Source organism: Sphingosinithalassobacter sp. CS137 (genome assembly GCF_014334115.1).
Classification (GTDB): Bacteria; Pseudomonadota; Alphaproteobacteria; order Sphingomonadales; family Sphingomonadaceae; genus Sphingomonas.
Genome location: NZ_CP060494.1, coordinates 1,749,680 through 1,771,175, shown reverse-complemented (window position 1 = coordinate 1,771,175; position 21,496 = coordinate 1,749,680). Strand labels below are relative to the sequence as shown.

Below are 21,496 nucleotides of genomic sequence, written 5' to 3'. Positions count from 1 at the left end.
GTACCGAGTCTCGATGAACGACAACGACAAGCAGCCTGACGGCAACGGCAACGGCAATCCCTGGATGAAGAGCCTGCTGATCTGGGTAGGCATTCTCGCGGCGCTCGCGCTCTTCGTCAGCCTGTTCGACGGCCGCTCGACGCAGGGCGCGGCCGATACGATCCCCTATTCCACTTTCCTCGACAAGGTGGAGAGCGGCGAAGTCACCGACGTCAGCATGGCGCCTGGTTCGGGCCCGATCACCGGCACCATGTCGGGCGGATCGCAGTTCCGCACCAACAATCCCGGCGACGCGCAGCTCGTCCAGCGGCTGCGCGACAAGGGCGTGACGATCAGTGCCCGGGCCGAGGAATCGCCCTCGATCTGGGTGTACCTCCTCTATCAGTCGCTGCCCTTCCTGCTGTTCCTCGGCATCGCCTTTTTCGTGCTGCGCCAGATGCAGAAGAATTCGGGCTCGGGCGCGATGGGCTTCGGCAAGTCGCGCGCGCGCATGCTCACCCAGAAGGAAGGCAAGGTCACTTTCGACGATGTCGCCGGCATCGACGAGGCGCGCGAGGAATTGCAGGAGATCGTCGAATTCCTGAAGGATCCGACGAAGTTCGCGCGGCTGGGCGGGAAGATCCCGAAGGGTGCGCTGCTGGTCGGCTCGCCCGGCACCGGCAAGACGCTGCTCGCCCGCGCGATCGCGGGGGAGGCAGGCGTCCCCTTCTTCACCATCTCGGGTTCCGACTTCGTCGAGATGTTCGTCGGCGTCGGCGCCAGCCGCGTGCGCGACATGTTCGAACAGGCCAAGAAGAACGCGCCCTGCATCCTCTTCATCGACGAGATCGACGCAGTCGGCCGCTCGCGCGGCGCGGGCCTCGGCAACCAGAACGACGAGCGCGAGCAGACGCTCAACCAGCTGCTCGTCGAGATGGACGGGTTCGAGGCGAACGAAGGCATCATCATCATCGCCGCGACCAACCGGCCCGACGTGCTCGATCCGGCGCTGCTGCGCCCGGGCCGCTTCGACCGGCAGGTGGTGGTGCCGCGCCCGGACATCGACGGCCGCGTCAAGATCCTCCAGGTCCATATGAAGAAGGTGCCGCTGGCGCCCGACGTCGACGCGCGCGTGATCGCGCGCGGCACGCCGGGCTTCTCGGGCGCGGACCTCGCCAACCTCGTCAACGAGGCGGCGCTGCTCGCCGCGCGCCGCGGCAAGCGGCTCGTCGCGATGCAGGAGTTCGAGGACGCCAAGGACAAGGTCATGATGGGCTCGGAGCGCAAGTCCATGGTGATGAGCGAGGACGAGAAGCGCATGACCGCCTATCACGAGGCAGGCCATGCGATCGTCGCGCTGCACGAGCCGGCGAGCGATCCGATCCACAAGGCGACGATCATCCCGCGCGGCCGCGCGCTGGGCATGGTGATGCGCCTGCCCGAGCGCGACAGCTACAGCTATCATCGCGACAAGATGTACGCGAACCTCGCGGTCTCGATGGGCGGCCGCATCGCCGAGGAAGTGATCTTCGGCTATGACAAGGTCTCGTCGGGCGCCTCGGGCGACATCCAGTACGCGACCAGTCTGGCGCGCGACATGGTGACGCGCTGGGGCATGTCGGAGAAGGTGGGCCCGCTCGAATATGGCGGCTCGGACGAGAGCTATCTCGGCTATCAGATGAACCGTCCTGCCAACATGTCGAACGAGACGGCGCAGCTGATCGATGCCGAGATCAAGCAGCTCGTGGAGGGCGGCCTCGCGCGGGCGCGGCAGATCCTGACCGATCACAGCGATCAGCTGCACACGTTGGCGCAGGCGCTGCTCGAGTTCGAGACGCTGACCGGCGACGAGATCAAGCGGCTGATCGCAGGCGAGGATATCGGCCGCGATGTGCCGGACGCCGGGGCGAAGCCGATCGCTGCGGCGGGAACCTCGATCCCGAAGATCCGCCGGCCCAAGGGTCCGTTCGGCAATCCGGCTCCGCAGGGGGCCTAAGCGTTTACCAAGGCGCGAAGCAAAGGCCCTTCCGCGATCGAGCGTCGCGGAAGGGCCTTTTGTTTTCCCAAGCGATGGCACCCGCGTGGGTGCATTGCTTTCGCGCAGGTCGAGTCTGCGCACGGGCGGCGTCAGTTGCGCCAGGGGACGGAGCCGAGAGTCTAGCCGAGCAGCCCAAGGAGCAGCAGGATCAGCTGGAACAGGATTCCGACAATCAGGATGATCACCAGCAGCAATGCCGTGCGCAGAAGCGCGGAGACACGCCCGAGCCGATAGGCGCCCTTCAGCTGCCGGTAGATATGAAGCGGCGGTATCCCCAGCGCCACCAGCGTCAGCAGCCACCCGGGAGCTCCCGCGTGCATCCCGATCGTGATCGCGATGAACAGAAGCGACATGAACGCGATCGAATAGGTCACGAACACGGCGTGGTCGTAGCCGTGATACTGCCGCTTCCACGCAAACATTAGCCAGACGAACGGCAGCGACAGCGGAATCAGTAGCCAGGAGAATTTATAGCTGTTCGCCTGGAGCTTGTAGAGCATCAGGCTGGGGTTCTTCGCGGCCTTCTCGATGCCCTTGTCGAGCCGCTTCCAGCCGGTGTGGACTTCGTCGCGGACGCTGGTCCCCTCCACTATCGTGGTCATCCGGTCGAGTTCGGCGATCGAATGGTCGAGCTCCGCGAGCCGCTGCGCCGCCTGCGCGCGCTCCGGATCGTCTGCGGACAGCTCCTCGCGGCGCTCCGCTACCGAACGCCGCGTCTCGCGCATGTTCTCCGCGGCGTTCTGAAAGCCAGAAAGCACCTGCGCATCGGTCTTGAAATCCGGAGGCGTGGTGGTGCCGGTGATCTGGAAGACGGCGAACATGGTGAAGACAGAAAACAGGAACAGCGCCATGGGCGACACGAAGCGCCGGCGCTCGCCTTCGATATAGCGCCGAGTCAACTCGCCGGGCCGCCACGCGAGCAGCGGCAGCGTGCGCCAGAGCTTGCCCTCGAAATGGACCACGCCGTGCAGGATCTCGTGCCAGACGGCGCCGATCGTGCGATGGACATGCGCTTCCTGCCCGCAGCGGTGGCAATGCGGCCCGATCAGCGCCGTGCCGCAGTTGAGGCAGACGTCGCCGTGTGCACCGCCCGCGTCGGTACCAGGCTCGATCGCGCGCGCGATCAGCCCGCCCGTTACGATCTCTCCGGCTGCGTCGAATTCCCCCATGGCGCGTTCCTACCAGCAACCGGCTCGGCAGACGAGATGCTTCGCACGGTTGACCCCGCCGCCTCGAACACCAGATAGAAGGCCATGACCGATACGCTGACCGAAACGAACCCCGAAACGCTGATCGCGGAACTGGGCGCGCGCGCCCGCGCCGCTTCGAACCGGCTCGCGCAGATGGACAGTGCGGCCAAGGCCGCTGCGCTGCGCAGTGCGGCCAGGGCGCTCCGCGCCGCGGAAGCGGAAATCCTCGAAGCCAACGCGGAAGACATGAAGGCGGCCGAGGCGCGCGGCTTGTCCGGCGCGCTGCTCGACCGGCTGAAGCTCGATCCGAAGCGGTTCGAGGGCATGGTTGCCGGAGTCGAGGCGATTGCCGGGCTCGACGATCCGGTCGGTGGCGTCATCAGCGAGGACAAGCGACCGAACGGGCTGGTGCTGCGCCGGGTGCGCGTGCCGATCGGCGTCATCGGCATCATCTACGAAAGCCGCCCCAACGTCACCGCCGATGCCGGCGCCTTGTGCGTGATGTCGGGCAACGCGGCGGTTCTGCGCGGCGGATCGGAAGCGGTGCACAGCAATCGCGCGATCCGCGAGGCAATGGCGGAAGGGCTGGAGGCCGCCGGCGTGCCGGGCGACGCCGTCCAGCTCGTGCCGACGCAGGATCGCGCCGCGGTGGGCGCGATGCTCAAGGCGGACGGCGTGATCGATCTGATCGTGCCGCGCGGCGGCAAGTCGCTGGTGGCGCGGGTCCAGCAGGACGCCCGCGTTCCGGTGCTCGCGCATCTCGACGGCATGAACCACACCTATGTCGACGCCAAGGCCGATCCGGCGATGGCGAAGGAGATCGCAGTCAACGCGAAGATGCGCCGCACCGGCATCTGCGGGGCGATGGAGACGCTGCTGATCGACAGGAAGTTCGCCGATCCCAAGCCGATCCTTTCGGCGCTCGTCGAAGCGGGCTGCGCGCTGCGCGGCGATGCCGATGCCCAGGCGCTGGACGCACATGTCGAGCCGGCGACGGACGAGGATTGGGACACGGAATATCTCGACGCAGTGCTCGCGGTGAAGCGAGTCGATGGCGTCGACGGCGCGATGGAGCATATCGCGCGGCACAGCTCGCATCACACCGACGCGATCGTGACCGAGGATGCCGCGACCGCCGAGAAGTTCCTGAACGGAGTCGACAGCGCGATCGTGATGTGGAACGCCTCGTCGCAGTTCGCCGATGGCGGCGAATTCGGCCTTGGCGCGGAGATCGGCATTTCGACCGGGCGGCTGCATGCGCGTGGGCCGGTCGCACTCGAAGGGCTCACGACCTACAAATGGATCGTCCACGGAACCGGCCAGACGCGTCCGTGACGCCACTCCAACGCTGAGGAACGGCAATGCGGTACAAGCGCCTCGGAAATAGCGGCCTGTTCGTGTCCGAGCTCTGTCTCGGCGCGATGACCTTTGGCGGCAAGGGAATGTTCAAGGCGGTTGGGCAGGTGCAGCAGGACGAAGCCGATGCGCTCGTCCGCACTGCGCTCGAGGCCGGAGTCAACTTCATCGACACGGCGAACGTCTATTCAGAGGGCCGATCGGAGGAGATCGTCGGGCAGGCGCTGCGAAACCTCGGCACGCGCCGCGAGGACGTGGTCATCGCCACCAAGGTGCTCGGGCCGATGGGGGAGGGCGTCAATGATCGCGGCGCCTCGCGCGGGCATATCCTCGATCAGGCGCATGCCAGCCTGAAGCGCCTCGGCGTCGACCATATCGACCTCTATCAGATCCATGGCTGGGATCCCGCGACACCGATCGAGGAGACGCTGCGCGCGCTCGAGACGCTCGTTCAGCATGGCCATGTCCGTTATATCGGTGTGTCCAACTGGGCGGCATGGCAGATCGCGAAGGCGCTCGGGATTTCCGAACGGCTCGGGATCGGTCGGTTCGAAACGCTTCAGGCCTATTACACGCTCGCCGGGCGGGACCTGGAGCGCGAGCTGGTGCCGATGCTCCAGTCCGAAGGAATGGGACTGATGGTGTGGAGCCCGCTGGCGGGCGGCTATCTCACCGGCAAGTATCGCAGCGGCGGAGAAGACGGGCGTCGCGCCAATTTCGATTTCCCGCCGGTCGACGCCGAACGCGGCGAGCGGGTGCTCGATGCAATGGCTCCGATCGCGGATCGGCATGGCATCTCGATGGCGCAGATCGCGCTCGCATGGCTGCTGCATCAGGATGCGGTGATGAGCGTTATTGTGGGCGCGAAGCGCGTCGATCAGCTCCAGGACAATCTTGCCGCAGTCGATGTTCGGCTGAGCGAGGCCGAACTGGCGTCGCTCGCCGAAGCAAGCGCGCTGCCGCGTGAATATCCCGGTTGGATGCTGGCGCGGCAAAGCGAGTATCGCACGAAGCTCGCGCAGGCGGGACAGCCCGACGAGTGACTGCCGACGCGCGGACGCTGACGGCATGAAGCGCGTGGGGCTGCTCGGCGGCTCGTTCAACCCCGCGCATTCGGGCCATCGCTATGTGTCGCTCCAGGCGATGCGGGCGCTCGGGCTCGACGAAATATGGTGGCTCGTCTCGCCCGGCAATCCGCTCAAGGAAGATCGCGACGACATGGCCCCCTTTGCCGCACGACTGGCGTCGGCGCGGAAGATGGCGAAGCACGCGCCGATCCGAGTGTCCGCGGTGGAGAAGCGACTCGGCACGCGCTACACCGTCGATACGCTCACAAAACTGCCCCGCCTCTATCCCCGGCATCGCTTCATCTGGCTGATGGGAGCGGACAATCTGGAGGGTTTCCACCGCTGGCGCGGCTGGCGCCAAATCGCGCGACAGGTTCCGATTGCGGTAATCTCGCGGCCGGGGTATGATGCAAACGCTCACGCAAGTCCTGCGATGAGTTGGCTGCGGCGCTTTGTGCGGCCCGCAGGCCAGGCGAAGAACTGGACGCGTTGGAGATTGCCGGCACTCGTGCTGTTGCGCTTCCGCCCCGACCCTACATCGGCAACACGCCTTCGGGCTGCCGATCCCGCCTGGCACCGGCAGTTTCTGCCGTCCCGAAAACCCGGCACCGACTCTGAGAAACTCTAGGAGTTCCCTTGGCCACATCTCCTACCGTGCTTCGTTCGCCCGATACCGATGGTGTCGAGGCGTTGCATCGGCTCGTTTTGGCGTCGCTCGACGACGACCAGGCCGTGGAGACCGTCTCGATCCCGCTCGCGGGCAAGAGCAGCATCGCCGACTATATGGTCGTCGCCTCGGGCAGGTCGACACGCCAGGTCGCTTCGATGGCGGCGAAGCTCGCCGAGAAGATCAAGGCGGAATTCGGGCGTTCGGCTCGAGTCGAAGGGCTGCCCACCGCGGATTGGGTGCTGATCGACGCGGGCGACGTGATCGTCCACCTCTTCCGCCCGGAAGTACGCAGCTTCTACAATCTCGAGCGCATGTGGGCGTTCGGCGACGCGCCGCCCGCCGGACAGGCCTGACTTCGCATACGCGATGCTGCTTCACATCGTCGCACGCGGCCGGATCGGCCGAGGGCCCGAAGCGGAGCTCGTCGATCGCTATCTCAAGCGGATCACCTGGCCGGTCAAAGTGACCGAACTGCCCGACACGGGCGGGCGCATGCCGGCGCTGGAGAGCGCCACTCGGCGCGTCCTGCTCGACGAGACCGGCGAGAGCCTGCCCTCACGCGTGCTGGCCGAGCGGTTGAGCGCCTGGCGCGACGATGGCATTCGCGAAGCGCGCTTCCAGATCGGTGCCGCCGACGGCTTCGACGACAGCGCGCGTGCCGAGGCGGACCTGCTGCTGGCCTTCGGACCGGCCACCTGGCCGCACCTGCTGGCCCGCGCGATGCTCGCCGAGCAATTATGGCGCTCGGTTAGCATCCTCGCCAACCATCCCTATCATCGCGAAGGTTGAAGATGGGTCCGGTGCGCAGCTCCTTCCTCGCGGTGGCCCTGCTGGCGATGCTGGCCGGCGGCACGCTGGTGCGCGCGCAAACGCCGAGCATCGATCAGCAGCAGGATCGGCTGCGTGCGGCCCGCGATGCCTCGCGTGCCGCGCAGCAACGGTCACAGGATCTCGAGCGCGCCGCCGCCGCCGCGCGCGACGATGCCGCGCAGGCGCGCGCCCGCGAAGCCGCGGCGGCGGCGCGAATCCAGGCCGCCGAGGCCGACATCCTGGCCGCGCGCGCGCGGATCGCGATCGTGGATCGGCTGCTCGATTCGCAGCGCACCCGACTGGCCGAGCGGCAGGGAGCGATTTTGCGGCTGGTCGCCGCCCTTCAGTCGCTCGCGCGGCGGCCGCCGGCGCTGGGGCTGGTGCAGCCCGGATCTACCGAGGATATCGTTCATGTGCGCGCAGTGCTCGGCACGACGCTTCCGGTAGTCGAGGCGCGCACCGCGGACGTGCGGGCCGAACTGGAGCGCATCCGGTCGCTGCGGTCCAATGCAGAGGCCGCGGTGCGCACCCTGCGCGAGAGCCGCGAGCGGCTCGAGGCCGAGCGGCTGGGCCTTGTCCGGATGGAAGCGCAGCATCGCTTGCGGTCGCGCCAGCTCGATCGGACCGCGCTGATCGAATCCGATCGCGCCATCGCCCTGGGCGAGCGCGCGCGCGACATCGTCGACCAGATGGAAGAGATGGAAACGGCGGGCGAAGTGCGCAGCGATCTGGAAACGCTACCCGGCCCGTTGCCGCGCCCGCGCTCCGGAGAAAGCGAAGGCGACGGCCAGGCGTTCGCTGGCGGTTCGGGGCGCGCAGCGCCCTATCGTCTGCCCGTCGCCGGTCAAGTCGTTCGCGGCCTGGGCGAAGTCTCGGCGACCGGCGTGCGTGCGCGCGGCCTCACCATCGCGTCGTGGAAAGGCGCGGAAGTGGTCGCGCCGGCCGCTGGCCGCGTCGTCTATGCCGATCCGTTTCGCGGCTATCGGGGTGTGATCATCATCGACCATGGCCAAGGATGGACCTCGCTGTTGACGGGAGTTGCCGAGATCGGTGTCGATGCAGGCGACACAATCGCCCAAGGCGCCCGAATCGCGCGCGCAGCCGACGCCGAATCGCCGACCGTCACGGTGGAGCTGCGCCGCCGCGGCCAGCCGATGGACATCACTGCGCTGCTCGACTGAAGGCGCCGCGCCTAGAGAGATGCCGCCGCTTTGCTCCGGCCGGCAAATAGCCTATCTTCAAGCGGAACCTTCCCGTCTCCGAGAGTATCCGATGTACCGTCCGCTCCTTCAGGTCACTGCTGCCGTCAGCGCGCTCGCGCTCGTGCCCGTCGCGACAAGCGCGATGGCGAATGTTGAGAGCAACAGCTATCGCGAGCTCGACCTGTTCATGGACATCTTCAATCGCGTGAAAGCGAACTATGTCGATCAGGTGGAGGACGAAACGCTGATCAAGGGCGCGATCCGGGGCATGCTTTCGGCGCTCGATCCGCACAGCTCGTTCGTCGACGAACTCGATTTCGACAATCTCCGGATCCAGACCGAAGGCGAATATGGCGGCCTCGGCCTTGTCGTCACGATGGAGGACGGGGCGGTCAAGGTCGTGGCGCCGACCGAGGATACGCCCGCAGATCGTGCCGGCATCAAGGCGGGCGACTATATCACTCATCTTGACGGCAAGCTGATCTACGGGGGCTCGCTCGACGAGGCGATCGAACAGATGCGCGGACCGCCGGGAACGGACATCACGCTGTCGCTCGTGCGGCCGGGCGCCGATGCGCCGATCGAAGTGACGCTCACGCGCGAAGTGATCGTGCAGAAGCCGGTGAAGTGGGAAGTGCGCGACGGCGTCGGCATCATCAACATCAACACCTTCTCGCAGAGCACCGGCGCCGACACGCGCGCGGCAATTCGCGCGATCGAGCAATCGCTGGGGCGTCCGCCGCTCGGCTATATCGTCGATCTGCGCAACAACGGCGGCGGATTGCTGAGCCAGGCGATCGAAGTGAGCGACGTGTTCCTTTCGCACGGCGAGATCGTCTCCCAGCGCGGACGCGACCGTGCCGACATCGAACGCTATTATGCGGAATCGGCGGTTCCTGGCGATCTTACCCGCGGCTTGCCGATCGTGGTGCTGGTCGATGCCGGATCGGCTTCGGCCTCGGAAATCGTCGCCGGCGCGCTGCAGGATCATCACCGCGGGCTGGTGATGGGCGACCGCAGCTTCGGCAAGGGATCGGTGCAGACGCTGATCCAGCTGGGCCCGACGACGGCGCTACGGCTCACCACCGCGCGCTACTATACTCCGTCGGGCCGTTCGGTGCAGGAAGGCGGCATCGAGCCGGATATCGCCGTGCCGCAGCTTTCCGATCCCGATCGGGCGACGCGGCCGGTGTTTCGCGAGGCGGATCTGCGCCGCCACCTGATCAACGAGATCGAAACCGACGACGCAGTGCTCGAGGAGGACACCGAAACCGATCCCCGCTTCTCCGCGACGGCGGAAGAGCTGGAGGAGCAGGGCATCGAGGATTTCCAGCTCCACTATGCGCTGCAGACGATCGCGCGGCTGGATGATCGGCCGCGCATGGCCGGCTCGCCGGCGGCGCCGCAGGGCGGGCGCTGAGCCGGAGGCCGATGAGCAGAGACATTCTTCTCGCGCGCCGGATCGCGCTGCTGCTGCCGCTCGGCCTGCTCGCCGGAGCGCTCGGGTCGCAATATCTGGGCGGGCTCTATCCGTGCGAAATGTGCCACTGGCAGCGCTGGCCGCATTATGCCGCTATCCCGATCGCGGCGGCGGCATTCTTCGTTCAGCATCGCTTCACGCGCGCCACGCTTATCTGCATCGCGGCGGCGCTGATTGCCGTTAGTGGAGCGATCGGCGTGTTTCATGCGGGTGTCGAATATGGCTGGTGGCCGGGCATCACCGGATGCACGGCAAAGGCCGGCGCCGAGCTGAGCGGTGCCGACCTGCTCGATTCGATCAATCGTGCGCCGCTGGTCCGCTGCGATGCTCCGCAATGGACCTTCGGCCTGTCGCTTGCGGGGTGGAACGCGCTGTTCTCGCTCGGCGGTGCAGCTGTAATCCTCGCGCTGGTCGGGCGAAGGCGCGCGCTATGAGCCGCTGGAAGCCCGGAGACCGGCGCGAGCCGGTGCCCCAGATGATCCGAGTCGATCAGGCGGGCGAATATGGCGCCACTCGGATCTATGCAGGGCAGCTGGCGGTGATGGGCGATCGCACGCCGACCTCGCGCGCGATCGCGGGGATGGCCAATCAGGAAGAGCGGCATCGCGCCTTCTTCGATACGATGATTGCCGCGCGCGGCGTGCGGCCGACGGCGCTGCAGCCCTTCTGGAATGTCGCCGGATATGCGCTCGGCGTCTCGACGGCGGCGCTCGGGCCTGAAGCGGCAATGGCGTGCACCGCTGCGGTCGAGACCGAAATCGACCGGCATTACCTCGCTCAGCTCGAGCAATTGGGGGAAAGCGATTCCGAATTGAGCGAAGCGGTGAGCCGCTTTCGCGACGAAGAGATCGAGCACCGCGACGCTGCGCTGGAGGCCGGTGCCGAATCGGCACCCGCCTATCCGTTGCTGGCAGGGCTGATCCGACTGGGCTGTCGCGCGGCGATCGGCCTGTCGAAACATATTTGAGCGCCCGGGGTTCGGGCGTGGAAGGAGTCACCAAGGTGAAGACACTTCTGGCAATGACGCTGGCCGCAGCGGGCGTGGCGATAGCCGCTCCCGCACTGGCTCAGGATGCGCCGATCAATGGCGTGGTCACGATTTTCGGAGAGGATCCGTGCCCTCGCGACGCGATCTGCGTCCGCGCTCCGGAGACGGAACGTTACCGGATTCCGCGGGCATTGCGCGAGCAGGCCGAAATCACGCCTGAGAATCAGAGCTGGGCGGTGCGCCAGCAGTCCGCCTTGCAGGAAGGCGCGACGGGCGTGGGAAGCTGCTCCGCGGTAGGGCCGGGCGGCGCAACCGGCTGCTTCGTTCAGGAAGCCACGCGCGCGACTGCCGAGCGGCGCCAGCGCCGAGAGCAGGAGAGCAACGTCACGCTGGTGCCGTGACGTCCGCTCGCTCGGCGGTCTGCGCACTCTGTAGCCGCTGCCGCGGAAAACTCAGCCACTGCGGCGGCGGCAGGCGCAGCGCGTCGGCGATGAGCCACAGCATCGCGCCCCCGCGCAGCAGCGCCGCGAGCGCGATGTCCGCGTGGCTGGCCGCGAGCGCGGCGCCTTCGATGCCTGCGAACCACCAGAATTCGGCGAAATAGGCCCAGATCCCGCCGACGAGGAACAGCGCAACCGGCCACAGCCGCGGTGCGGTCAGCAGCAGCAGCGGATAGAGCCACAGATCGAATTGTGGCGAATAAACCTTGTTGGTCAGCATGAACCAGGCGAGCACCGGCGGAAAGAGCACCCACAGCCGCTCGCGGTGGCGGCGCCATCCCAGCGCGACGATGCCCGAGGCGCCGGTCAGGAAGATCAGCGCGGCGAGCAGATTGCGTTCGGGGATCGTGGTGCGCCACCAGCCGAACGCCGTGAAGATCTCCCAGGCCGATGCCGCGGTTCCGCTGCGCGCCCCGGAAAAGCGATAGAATTCGGACCAGTTTTCCGGCGCCGCCAGCGCCACCGGCAGGTTCACGAGCGCCCAGGCGCCGACCGCCGCTGCGGCAAGCGCCGAGGCGCGCAGCAGCCGCGCCCCCCAACCGGTGCGTGTGCCGCCGAACAACGCCTGCAGCCCCAGCAGCGGCAGCAGCAGGATGGGAAACAGCTTGGCCGCGACTCCCAGCCCGGCCACCGCTGCGGCATGCGCCAGGGCGCCGCGGCGCGCGAGCAGCATGGCGCCCGCTGCAAAGCCGACCGCCAGCATGTCCCAATTGTGCCCGACGTAGAGAATCAGCGGCGGTGCCGCTGCCCAGGCCCAGAGCCGTCTCCTGTCCAGCCCTTCGCGCCAGAAGAGATAGAGGAGCAGCGCTGCGAGCGCCGTGTTCGCCAGCGTGACGAAGCCGAGAAAATGGATCGCCCCAGCGCTGCCGCCGAACACCAGCCGCGCCGCGCCGCCCTCTGCCCAGATCAGCGCGCCGGTGAGCACCGGATACTCCATCCGCGCCTCGAAATACGGTGCTTCGCCAGCCGCTACGCCGCGCCCGCCCCAGAAGGGCACCGTGTCGCTGTAACAGCCGGTGGTATATTGCTCGAGCTCGGTCCAGCCCCCCGCCATACAGTGCGACTTGAAGAACCAGCCGGCGGCGCAGGTGAGCAGCAGCACCGCGAGCAGCCTTAGAAACTCCCGATTCACGCGTGCGGCCATCGGCGCCCCCTCTGCGCACTGCTTAATGCTGGCGGGTCTTAACGTCCATTGCTCTGGACGGAGCAAGCCATAGAACATAAAAGGAACATCATGGCTCAGCTCGATCTACGCGCAAAGCTGGCGATCCTTGCCGACGCCGCGAAGTATGACGCCTCCTGCGCATCCTCGGGAACCGCGAAGCGCAATTCCGGCGGCGGCAAGGGGCTGGGTTCCACCGAAGGGATGGGCATCTGCCATGCCTATGCGCCCGATGGACGCTGCATCAGTCTGCTGAAGATCCTGCTGACCAACAGCTGCATCTTCGACTGTCATTATTGCATCAATCGAAAGAGCTCGAACGTCCGCCGCGCCCGGTTCACGCCGCAGGAAGTCGTGCAGATGACTCTCTCCTTCTACCGGCGCAATTATATCGAGGGGTTGTTCCTTTCGTCGGGAATCATCCGCTCGTCGGACTATACGATGGAGCAGATCGTCGAGGTCGCGCGCAGCTTGCGCGAGGACCATGATTTTCGCGGCTATATCCATTTGAAGACGATCCCTGATGCCGATCCCGGACTGGTGCATCAGGCGGGGCTCCATGCCGATCGCCTTTCGATCAACGTCGAGCTTCCGACCGTCGCCGGGCTGCGGCGGCTGGCGCCGGAGAAATCGGCGAATCGGATCGAGGGCGCGATGGCGGGGACTCGCACCGCGATCGACGACGGCCGCGACGCCGTGAAGCGGTACAAGTCGGCGCCGCGCTTCGCCCCGGCAGGCCAGTCGACTCAAATGATCGTCGGCGCCGACGCAGCGAGCGATCGCGACATCGTGCGCCGCGCCGCTACGCTCTACGATCGCTTTCGGTTGCGCCGCGTCTATTATTCGGCGTTCAGTCCGATCCCCGACGCAAGTGCGGTGCTGCCGCTTCGCCGCCCGCCGCTGATGCGCGAGCATCGGCTCTATCAGTCGGACTGGCTGATGCGCTTCTACGACTATGCGCCGGACGAAGTGGCTGCGGCGGCCGAACCGGCGACGGGCATGCTGCCGCTCGACATGGATCCCAAACTGGCCTGGGCGCTGCGCCACCGCGAGCGGTTTCCGGTCGACGTCAATTGCGCCCCGCGTGAGGCGCTGCTGCGCGTGCCGGGGCTGGGGGTGAAGGCCGTGAATGCGATCCTCGCGGCGCGGCGCTGGCGGCGGCTGCGGCTGGCGGACGTGGCGCGGCTCACGGCCTCGATCGCCAAGGTGCGGCCGTTCCTGATCGCGGAGGATTGGCGCCCGATCGCGCTTGCCGATCGAGCCGAACTCAAGCCGTTGCTTGTGCCGCCGCAACAGCAGCTCGAATTATTTGCCGCGTGACTTGGCAGCCGTGCAGTCATCCCGCATGATGTTCGAAAATAACGGAGGGATGCGATGCACTATCGACTGGCGGCAGCTGCATTATTGCTCTTTGCGTCATCGGCCTCGGCGCGCGATCTGATAGTAGAGGCGGGCCCGAATGCTCAGGAGCGGCTGCAACTCGCGCTCCTCGATGCGCAGCCGGGCGACACGGTGCGGATCGGCGCTGGCCGGTTCGAACTTACCGACGGGCTTTCGCTCGACGTCGATGGCGTGACCATCCGCGGGGCGGGGCCGGACCAGACCGTGCTGAGCTTCGCAAATCAGCTCGGCGCGGGCGAGGGGCTGCTGGTCACTTCGGACGATGTCGTGCTGCGCGATTTCGCGGTGGAGGATTCAAAGGGCGACGGGATCAAGTCGAAGGCCGCCGATCGCATCGTCTATCATAACGTTCGCGTCGAATGGACCGGCGGGCCGAGCGCAACCAACGGTGCCTATGGCGTCTATCCGGTCGAAAGCAGCGACGTGCTCGTCGATCGCGTCGTGGTGCGCGGCGCCTCCGATGCCGGCATCTATGTCGGCCAGTCGGAGAACATCATCGTCCGCAACTCGACGGTCGAGTACAACGTTGCCGGCATCGAGATCGAGAACAGCCGCCATGCCGATGTCTTCGGCAATGTCGCCACGCACAATACCGGCGGCATCCTGGTGTTCGACCTGCCGAACCTGCCGCGCGGAAACGGCGGAGACGTGCGCGTGTTCGACAACCGCATCGTCGCCAACGACACTCCCAATTTCGCGCCCGCGGGCAACATCGTCGCGACCGTGCCGGTGGGTACCGGCGTTCTGGTGATGGCGAACGACAATGTCCATGTCTTCGACAATGAGCTTGCGGAGAACGGCACCGCCAATGTGATGGTCACTTCCTATCGCGAGGACTATGTCGACGCGGAGTACGACCCGCTCCCGCGGCGCGTCGTGATCCGCGACAACCGCCATGGCCGGACCGGCTTCGCGCCGGGCATTCCGGGCGGGGAGGCCCTGGCCGCGGCGCTGGGCGGCGCTCTGCCGCCGGTGCTGTGGGACGGAGTGGGGCCGGCCGCATCGCTGCGGCTCGAGGATGCGGTGCCTGCGCTCAGCATGGGGCTCACGCCGGGCGCGCCGCTGACGCAGGCCGATCCCCGGCCGGTCGATCTGAGCGGCGGCGTGGACGCGCCCGAACCGCCGGCGGTGCGGCTGCCCGAAGCGATGGAGGCGGCGGCGCGGTGATGCGGCTCGCCAACCGGCTGGCGCTGTTGGTGATGCTGGCGGCAGCGCCCGTGGCGATCGCCGGGGCCGTGCGCCAGGCTGCGCCGGTCAACGATGCGGCGATCACCGAGGATGCGCTCCCGCCGCGTCTTTCCGACTACGGCTTCTTCGCCGACCTCTCCGCGCGGACGCCGGCGTCCGGCGTGCACCCGTACGACCTCAATACGCCGCTCTTCTCCGACTATTCGGTGAAGCAGCGCTATGTCTATGTTCCGGCGGGAACGGCGGCTCGATACGATGCCGAGGCGGCGTTCGAATTCCCGGTCGGCTCCGCGCTGATCAAGACCTTCGGCTATGGCGAGGGAGCCGCATACCGGCCTATCGAGACGCGGCTGCTGCTGCGTCGTGCCTCCGGCTGGGTGGCGCTTCCCTATGTCTGGAACGCCGAGGGCACCGATGCCGAGCTGCGGCGCGCCGGAACGCGCGTGCCGATCGCCTTCACCGATCCTTCCGGGCAGGAGCGACGGATCAGCTATTCGGTGCCGAACGTCAACCAGTGCAAGGATTGCCATAATCTGGGCGGCGCGATCACGCCGATCGGCCCCAAGGCGCGCAACCTGAACGACGGTGCGCAGCTTCAGCGCTGGCATGCCGCGGGAGTTCTCGACCGCGCGCCCAAAGATGCGCCGCGCCTTGCACGCTGGGACGACCCGGAGGCGTCGCTCGATTCACGCGCAACGGCCTATCTCGAAGTCAATTGCGCCCATTGCCATAATGCCCGCGGCTCGGCGAGCAATTCGGGCCTCTTTCTCGACTGGAGACAGCCCGATGCCGCAGCGCGCGGAATCGGCAAGCATCCCGCGGCGGCCGGGCGGGGCAGCGGCGGCCGCATGGTGGTGATCGATCCGGGAGCGCCCGAGGAGTCGATCCTGCTCTTTCGCATGGCGAGCACAGAGCCTGGAGTCGCCATGCCCGAGCTCGGCCGCGCGACCAGCCACGACGAAGCGCTGGCGATGCTGACGCGCTGGATCGCTATGATGCCCGAGCGCGGGCAGTCACAGTAGAGTTGTCTGCCGAACGGCAAAAATAGTGATGCCGCTCGACAATAATGGTCGTCCGCACGGAACCTACTCGATAGGGCTCGGTTGCTTGAGGTGCGACGGGTGCACACACGCCGCATCGATGCCGGCACCCTGTCGCTGATGCTCCGCAGCATAGTACAGGGGAACGATCATGGTCGAGACGACGGCGGTTCACCGCGAACCGGTAGTGGCGCACGAAGTGGAAGCTCCGATGCCGCCGGGCTTGTTGAAACGGATATCTTGGGGCGCGATTTTCGCCGGGGCGATCATCGCGGTCGGCGTCACCATCCTGCTCGGGCTGCTGGGATCGGCGATCGGCGCGCGCGCGATCGATCCTGCCGAGGCCGCCGCCTTCGAAGGCGTCGGAATCGGTACGGCGGTATGGTGGATCGCCACGAGCATCGTTGCGCTCGCCATCGGCGGGTTCGTCGCCGGCCGTACCTCCGGACAGGCGGACCGCTTTTCCGCGACCGCGCATGGCGCGGCGACCTGGGCGCTGGCGACGATCGCAACGCTGTGGCTGGCTTCCAGTGCGCTCGGCACGGTGGTGAACACCGCGACCGGCGCGATCACCACCGTCGCGCGCGCGAGCGCTTCTGTCGTGGGCACCGTTGGCGGGGCCGTGCTGCCCGAGGACGTCAATCTCGATCTCGAGGCACAGCAGACGCGTGAGGCGATCCGCAGCGAGGCATCGCAGATCCTCCGCAGCGCGGGTATCACGCAGGAGGACGCGATGGCCGCCCGTAACGCGGCGGAGACCGCGGGCGAGAATATCCTGCGCAGCCCCGGCGACGCGGGCGCCGAGATCGACCGGCTGGTCGACCGGCTCTTCACCGGGCCCGATGCCGCCTTCTCGCCCGAAGAGCGTGAGCAGCTCGTGCAGACGCTCGCAACGCGCGCGGGCGTGACTCCGCAGGAGGCGGAAACCATCGCCCGGCGCTGGGAGTCGCAGGCGAATACGGCGATGCAGAATGTGAGCACCACCGTCAGCGACGTTCGCGATGAAGCCGGAAAAGCGGGCGAACAGGCGCTTGACGTCGTCTCGACGATCGCCTGGTACGCGTTCTTCGCGTCGCTGCTGTCGCTGCTTGCCGCCGTGCTCGCAGCGGGAGCCGGAGCGCCGCGGCACGGACATGCCGCCTATCGCGAGACGGTCGCGCGGTGACGACGGGGCGCAGGTGCGGAGTCCGCGTACCCCGCACCTGCGACCGACTCGCAGCGGCAACCCGAAGCCCTTCCGCTTGTTTGGCCATGGTAAGCGAAGGAGACTCTCCCATGGCCGAAGCCCGAATTTTCGCCGATCTGAAACAGGACCACGATCGCCAGCGCGACTTGCTGGGTCGCATCGTCGAGACATCCGGCGACAGCCCGGAGCGCCGCGAGCTGTTCGAGGCGTTGCGCAAGGAGCTGCAGGCCCATGCCGCCGCCGAGGAAGAATCGCTCTATGCGACGATGCTCGCCGACCCGGAACTGCGCGACGATGCGCGCCACTCGGTTTCCGAGCATAAGGAAGTCGACGATCTGCTGGGCGAACTGGTCGAGACCGACATGAGCTCGAGCCAATGGCTCCAGAAGTTCAAGGAGCTCAAGCATCGCTACGAACACCATATCGACGAGGAAGAGGAAGAGATGTTCCCCGCCGCCGCCGAGGAGCTCTCGGACGCGCAGGAGGCGCGGCTCGCCGAAGTGTTCGAGACGCGGAAGCCCAAGGAATATGAGCGCGCCGAGCACGAACAGCCGGGCGACGCGCGCGAGTGACGGCGCGCATGTGCGCAAGGTGATGCGGCATGCGCGTCGCGACGCTTTCCGCTGAGGACGATTACGAGGGCTGGCGCGCCGCAGCGCGCACGCTGGCGGGCGCCGGCGTGGCGGCCGAAGAGGTCGTCTGGCGCGTCGACGGTGCGGCTTCGGACGATCTGTTCGCGGGCGAGCGGATCGCGACGGAGCCTGCCGTCGGGCGGTTCCGCGTCCCCCGCGTCTTCCCCGATCTTGCCGAAACGGCCGTGCTCCACTCCGACCCGGAGCGTTTCGCGCTGCTCTATGCCCTGCTGCTGCGGCTACGCGAGACGCCGAAGCTGCTCGAGGATTCGGCCGATCCGCTGGTGCGGCGCGTCGAGGGCCTCGCCAGGGCAGTGCAGCGCGACCTTCACAAGATGCGCGCCTTTCTCCGCTTCCGCGAAGTCGAGGAGGAGGACCGCAAGCGCTATGTCGCCTGGTTCGAGCCCGAGCACCACATCGTCCGCCGCAACGCGCGCTTCTTCGTCGATCGTTTTGCCTCGATGCGCTGGTCGATCCTGACGCCCGAGCTTTCGCTCCATTGGGATGGGAACATCCTGCGCGAAGGCCCCGGGGCCTCCCGGGCGGATGCGCCGGAGGAAGATCCGATCGAGGCGGTGTGGAAAACCTATTATGCGGCGATCTTCAATCCGGCGCGGCTCAAGCCCGGGGCGATGTTGAAGGAGATGCCCCGCCGATACTGGAAAAACATGCCTGAGACCGCGTTGGTGCCCGAGCTGATGAAAGGCGCACGAGCGCGGGAGAGCGGCATGATCGAGGCGACGCCGGCAGCGGCCGGCGGCAATCTCCAGGCGGCATGGGAAGCGCTGCGCAACGAGGCGGCGAGCTGTACGCGCTGCCCTCTCTACAAGCATGCGACGCAGACCGTCTTCGGCGAGGGCCCGATCAGCGCGCGGATGATGCTGGTCGGCGAGCAGCCGGGCGATCAGGAGGATCTGGCGGGCCGCCCGTTTGTCGGGCCGGCGGGGCAGATGCTCGATCGCGCGCTGGAAGCCGCCGGCGTCGATCGAAGCGAAACCTATGTCACCAACGCAGTGAAGCATTTCAAGTTCGAGCCGCGCGGCAAGCGGCGCATCCACGCCAAGCCCGATGCCGGCGAGATCGAGGCGTGCCGCTGGTGGATCGAGCAGGAGACGATGCTGCTCCGGCCGGAGATCACCGTTGCCCTGGGGGCGACTGCCGCGCGCGCGCTGCTCGGCAGGACGGTGACGATCGGGCGCGAGCGCGGCCGGCCGCTCGACCTGCCGGGCGGCGGCCGGGGCTGGATCACGGTCCATCCGAGCTATCTGCTCCGCATTCCCGACAAGGCGCGCGCCGCGGACGAGTTCGAGCGCTTCGTCGACGATTTGAAAGGCGCCCGCACGCTGCTGGCGTGACGCCCGGCGCCGGTCAGATCGGCGTCACCTGTACCGGCAGCCCGCCCTTCGGCCGCAGCGTCACGCTCCCCAGCGGTTCGACGATCGCGCCCTCGGGGAGCGCGAAGCGCCGCGCGGCCAGCCAGTGCGCCAGGATGACGAGCGCCTCGACGGTAGCGAAACGCGCGCCGACGCAAACCCGCGGTCCGCCGCCGAAGGGGAGATATTGGAAGCGATGGCGCGCGCGCTCGCGCCCGGGCGCGAACCGCTCGGGATCGAAACGGTCTGGATCGTCCCAGAGTCGCTCGTGCCGATGGATCAGCCACGGCCAGAGCGAGACGATCTGTCCCCTGCGGATGGCATGGCCGCTCAATTCGTCCGCGTTCACCGCTTCGCGCTCCATTCGCGGCACGGGCGGATAGAGCCGCAAGGCCTCGTCCAGGATCTGGCGAAGGTACGGCAGCCGCTCGGGCAGCGTCTCGGCCGGACCGTGAAGCGCGGCGCGCGCCTCGGCGCGGGCACGTTCCTGAACCGCCTGGTCTCCCGCCAGCAGATAGATGCTCCACGCGAGCGCGTTGGCCGTCGTCTCGTGCCCCGCGACATAGAAGGTCGCGGCGTTGTCGATCGCCAGCGTTTCGGCCTCGCGTGGCGGGAATCGCGCGTGGAGATCGCGGAGGATCCCGCCGAGGAAATCCGGGCCGCCGTCGGCCCCGCGCTCGCGCACGATCTCGGTGAGCATCGCGCGCATGTAGCGGCGGCCGCGTTCCCCGGCGCGCGCGACATGCCCGATGCGGATGCCCGGCATGCCCAGCAGCGCAGTGACGCGCACTTGCCCGACGGCGATCAGTGCATCCTCGATGTGGCGGAGCGCGCGCGCGCTGTTCAGGCGCGGATCGCCCGAAAAGAGCGCGTCGGCGATGATCGCGAGAGTGGTGTGCGTCGCCGCGCGGGCGATGTCGATCGTGCCGCTTTCAGGCCAGCTCTGCACCCGCGCCTCGGCGGCATCGGCCATCAGGCCGGTCAGCCGGGAAACCGCGCCGGGCGCGAAGCTCGCCGCGACCAGCTTGCGCTGGGTGCGCCACAGCTCGCCTTCGGCGGTGAGCAGGCCGCGCCCGATCAGCGGTGCGATCAGCCGCTTCACCAGGCGCGGCTTTTCGTAGTTGGCGACATTGTCGAGTAGCACGCGCTGGACGGCATCGGGATGCCGCGGAATATGGACGGTGATCCCGAGCACCCGCCGCTGCACATACCAGTCGCGGAACGCCGCTTCGCTCCACCCGGCGACCGAATTGCGCGCGTGTTCGCCGAACAGGCTGCGCAGCGGCGAGGAAAGGCGCTGCGGCCGCACCGGCCGTACCGGGAAGAACGCGCCTTCAGCCTGCGTCATGATCCGCCATCGCCTCCGCCACTGCCCTGATGCGTGCTTCCCGGTCGGGCGCCTGGCGGGCCGCGATCGTGCGATAGCGCTCGAGCGTAGCGGCATCCGCGCGGTCCGGCGATCCCGAATCGAACGGCGGCGCCGGATCATATTCGAGGCCGAGCTGCACCAGCCGGGCGTGCGCTTCGCCCCGGATCGCGGCGGTCAGCGCAAGCGCGAAGTCGATGCCCGCCGTCACGCCGCCGCCGGTCACGCGATTACGATCGAATACGACGCGTTCGGCTACCGGCTCGGCGCCGAACCAGGCGAGCTGGTGGCGCGACGCCCAGTGGCAGGCGGCGCGATAGCCGGTGAGTAGGCCGGCCGCGGCGAGCAGCAGCGATCCTGTGCACACGCTCGTCACCCAGTGCGCCTCGCCGCCGATGCGGCGCAGCCAGGCGAGCGTTTCGACGTCCTCCATCGCCGCGACGGTTCCAGCACCACCCGGAACGCAGAGGATATCGGTGGTCGCGATATCCTCGAACCGGGCGGTCGGCAGCAGCGCGAACTGGGAGTCGGTCGGCACCGGATCGAGCGTACGGGCCACCAGGTCGAGGCGGACATGGCCCAGCCGCGACAGGACCTGCGCAGGTCCGGTGAGATCGAGCTGCGTCACATTGGGAAACAACAGAAAGGCAATGTGCAGGGGGGGCGATTCGGCCATGGCGTTCCTCCAGCGGGGAAGGGGTGCCCAGGCGATGCGGCGCCGTGCGGCTCGCGCTTCCCGATGGTGCTCCATCCGATCGCCAGTCACGCGAGCGATACCGCGATAGCGCAGCCGCGCGCCCCCGGGAAGCGGCGAACCGGGAGCGGCACCGCAGCAGCTTGGGCGCGCATCGCTCGCTTTTCGCTTGTC

The 21,496-nt window shown here is 67.5% G+C and carries 21 protein-coding genes and 1 riboswitch; of the genes, 17 read left to right on the top strand and 4 right to left on the bottom strand.

Annotated elements, in window-relative coordinates:
* Positions 1-13: 13 nt before the first annotated feature.
* On the top strand, positions 14-1,975 hold the full coding sequence (ftsH, locus tag H7V21_RS08680; protein ID WP_188053127.1) for an ATP-dependent zinc metalloprotease FtsH: 1,962 nt from the start codon (positions 14-16) through the stop codon (positions 1,973-1,975).
* 161 nt (positions 1,976-2,136) lie between these two features.
* Here ftsH and H7V21_RS08675 read toward each other — a convergent pair whose 3' ends face one another.
* A complete protein-coding gene (locus H7V21_RS08675; protein WP_188053126.1) occupies positions 2,137-3,186 on the bottom strand; it encodes a DUF3667 domain-containing protein in 1,050 nt (349 codons plus the stop codon).
* Between the two features lie 84 nt (positions 3,187-3,270).
* On the opposite strand from H7V21_RS08675, the gene H7V21_RS08670 reads away from it, so the two are divergent.
* From H7V21_RS08670 to H7V21_RS08625, 10 genes are all read left to right on the top strand, one after another.
* Positions 3,271-4,542 carry a glutamate-5-semialdehyde dehydrogenase gene (locus H7V21_RS08670; protein ID WP_188053125.1) on the top strand — a complete coding sequence of 424 codons (1,272 nt, stop codon included), beginning with the start codon at positions 3,271-3,273 and terminating at the stop codon, positions 4,540-4,542.
* Between the two features lie 26 nt (positions 4,543-4,568).
* Complete coding sequence (locus H7V21_RS08665) at positions 4,569-5,606, top strand: aldo/keto reductase (protein WP_188053124.1); 1,038 nt, start codon at positions 4,569-4,571, stop codon at positions 5,604-5,606.
* 25 nt (positions 5,607-5,631) lie between these two features.
* Entirely contained in the window at positions 5,632-6,258 is a 627-nt protein-coding gene (locus H7V21_RS08660; RefSeq protein ID WP_188053123.1) for a nicotinate-nucleotide adenylyltransferase, read from the top strand.
* 26 nt (positions 6,259-6,284) lie between these two features.
* Positions 6,285-6,653, top strand: a complete 369-nt coding sequence (rsfS, locus tag H7V21_RS08655) for a ribosome silencing factor (protein WP_188056442.1) — start codon at positions 6,285-6,287, stop codon at positions 6,651-6,653.
* A gap of 13 nt (positions 6,654-6,666) precedes the next feature.
* A complete protein-coding gene (locus tag H7V21_RS08650) occupies positions 6,667-7,089 on the top strand; it encodes a 23S rRNA (pseudouridine(1915)-N(3))-methyltransferase RlmH (protein WP_188053122.1) in 423 nt (140 codons plus the stop codon).
* Positions 7,090-7,091: 2 nt separating this feature from the next.
* Complete coding sequence (locus H7V21_RS08645) at positions 7,092-8,291, top strand: murein hydrolase activator EnvC family protein (RefSeq protein ID WP_188056441.1); 1,200 nt, start codon at positions 7,092-7,094, stop codon at positions 8,289-8,291.
* 91 nt (positions 8,292-8,382) lie between these two features.
* Positions 8,383-9,732 (top strand): S41 family peptidase, encoded by a 1,350-nt coding sequence (locus H7V21_RS08640; RefSeq protein ID WP_188053121.1) that lies wholly within the window; start codon positions 8,383-8,385, stop codon positions 9,730-9,732.
* 11 nt (positions 9,733-9,743) lie between these two features.
* Positions 9,744-10,226 (top strand): disulfide bond formation protein B, encoded by a 483-nt coding sequence (locus H7V21_RS08635; protein ID WP_188053120.1) that lies wholly within the window; start codon positions 9,744-9,746, stop codon positions 10,224-10,226.
* Positions 10,223-10,759 carry a demethoxyubiquinone hydroxylase family protein gene (locus H7V21_RS08630; protein WP_262503783.1) on the top strand — a complete coding sequence of 179 codons (537 nt, stop codon included), beginning with the start codon at positions 10,223-10,225 and terminating at the stop codon, positions 10,757-10,759. The genes H7V21_RS08635 and H7V21_RS08630 overlap by 4 nt, the downstream gene beginning before the upstream one ends.
* 35 nt (positions 10,760-10,794) lie before the next feature.
* On the top strand, positions 10,795-11,181 hold the full coding sequence (locus tag H7V21_RS08625) for a hypothetical protein (protein WP_188053119.1): 387 nt from the start codon (positions 10,795-10,797) through the stop codon (positions 11,179-11,181).
* Here H7V21_RS08625 and H7V21_RS08620 read toward each other — a convergent pair.
* Positions 11,165-12,424 (bottom strand): hypothetical protein, encoded by a 1,260-nt coding sequence (locus H7V21_RS08620; RefSeq protein WP_262503782.1) that lies wholly within the window; start codon positions 12,422-12,424, stop codon positions 11,165-11,167. The two genes, H7V21_RS08625 and H7V21_RS08620, sit on opposite strands and share 17 nt — an antisense overlap.
* Before the next feature lie 90 nt (positions 12,425-12,514).
* Here H7V21_RS08620 and H7V21_RS08615 point away from each other — a divergent pair, with 90 nt between their 5' ends.
* The 6 genes from H7V21_RS08615 to H7V21_RS08590 all read left to right on the top strand — a co-directional run bounded on the left by H7V21_RS08615 (position 12,515) and on the right by H7V21_RS08590 (position 19,244).
* Positions 12,515-13,762, top strand: coding sequence for a putative DNA modification/repair radical SAM protein (locus H7V21_RS08615; RefSeq protein WP_188053118.1), 1,248 nt, complete (start codon positions 12,515-12,517; stop codon positions 13,760-13,762).
* A gap of 54 nt (positions 13,763-13,816) precedes the next feature.
* Positions 13,817-15,010, top strand: coding sequence for a parallel beta-helix domain-containing protein (locus H7V21_RS08610; RefSeq protein ID WP_188053117.1), 1,194 nt, complete (start codon positions 13,817-13,819; stop codon positions 15,008-15,010).
* A complete protein-coding gene (locus tag H7V21_RS08605) occupies positions 15,010-16,053 on the top strand; it encodes an SO2930 family diheme c-type cytochrome (protein WP_188056439.1) in 1,044 nt (347 codons plus the stop codon). The genes H7V21_RS08610 and H7V21_RS08605 overlap by 1 nt, the downstream gene beginning before the upstream one ends.
* A gap of 169 nt (positions 16,054-16,222) precedes the next feature.
* Positions 16,223-17,236 carry a TIGR04086 family membrane protein gene (locus H7V21_RS08600; RefSeq protein ID WP_188053116.1) on the top strand — a complete coding sequence of 338 codons (1,014 nt, stop codon included), beginning with the start codon at positions 16,223-16,225 and terminating at the stop codon, positions 17,234-17,236.
* A gap of 110 nt (positions 17,237-17,346) precedes the next feature.
* A complete protein-coding gene (locus H7V21_RS08595; RefSeq protein ID WP_188053115.1) occupies positions 17,347-17,829 on the top strand; it encodes a hemerythrin domain-containing protein in 483 nt (160 codons plus the stop codon).
* Between the two features lie 29 nt (positions 17,830-17,858).
* Positions 17,859-19,244: a UdgX family uracil-DNA binding protein gene (locus H7V21_RS08590; protein ID WP_188053114.1), complete on the top strand. Its 1,386-nt coding sequence runs from the start codon at positions 17,859-17,861 to the stop codon at positions 19,242-19,244.
* A gap of 13 nt (positions 19,245-19,257) precedes the next feature.
* Here H7V21_RS08590 and H7V21_RS08585 read toward each other — a convergent pair whose 3' ends face one another.
* The gene (locus H7V21_RS08585) at positions 19,258-20,610 is read right to left on the bottom strand and encodes a cytochrome P450 (protein WP_188053113.1); all 1,353 of its coding nucleotides are present in this window, start codon (positions 20,608-20,610) and stop codon (positions 19,258-19,260) included.
* Positions 20,597-21,304 (bottom strand): DJ-1/PfpI family protein, encoded by a 708-nt coding sequence (locus H7V21_RS08580; RefSeq protein WP_188053112.1) that lies wholly within the window; start codon positions 21,302-21,304, stop codon positions 20,597-20,599. The genes H7V21_RS08585 and H7V21_RS08580 overlap by 14 nt, the downstream gene beginning before the upstream one ends.
* 18 nt (positions 21,305-21,322) lie before the next feature.
* Positions 21,323-21,404: riboswitch (ZMP/ZTP riboswitch) on the bottom strand.
* Between the last annotated feature and the right edge of the window lie 92 nt (positions 21,405-21,496).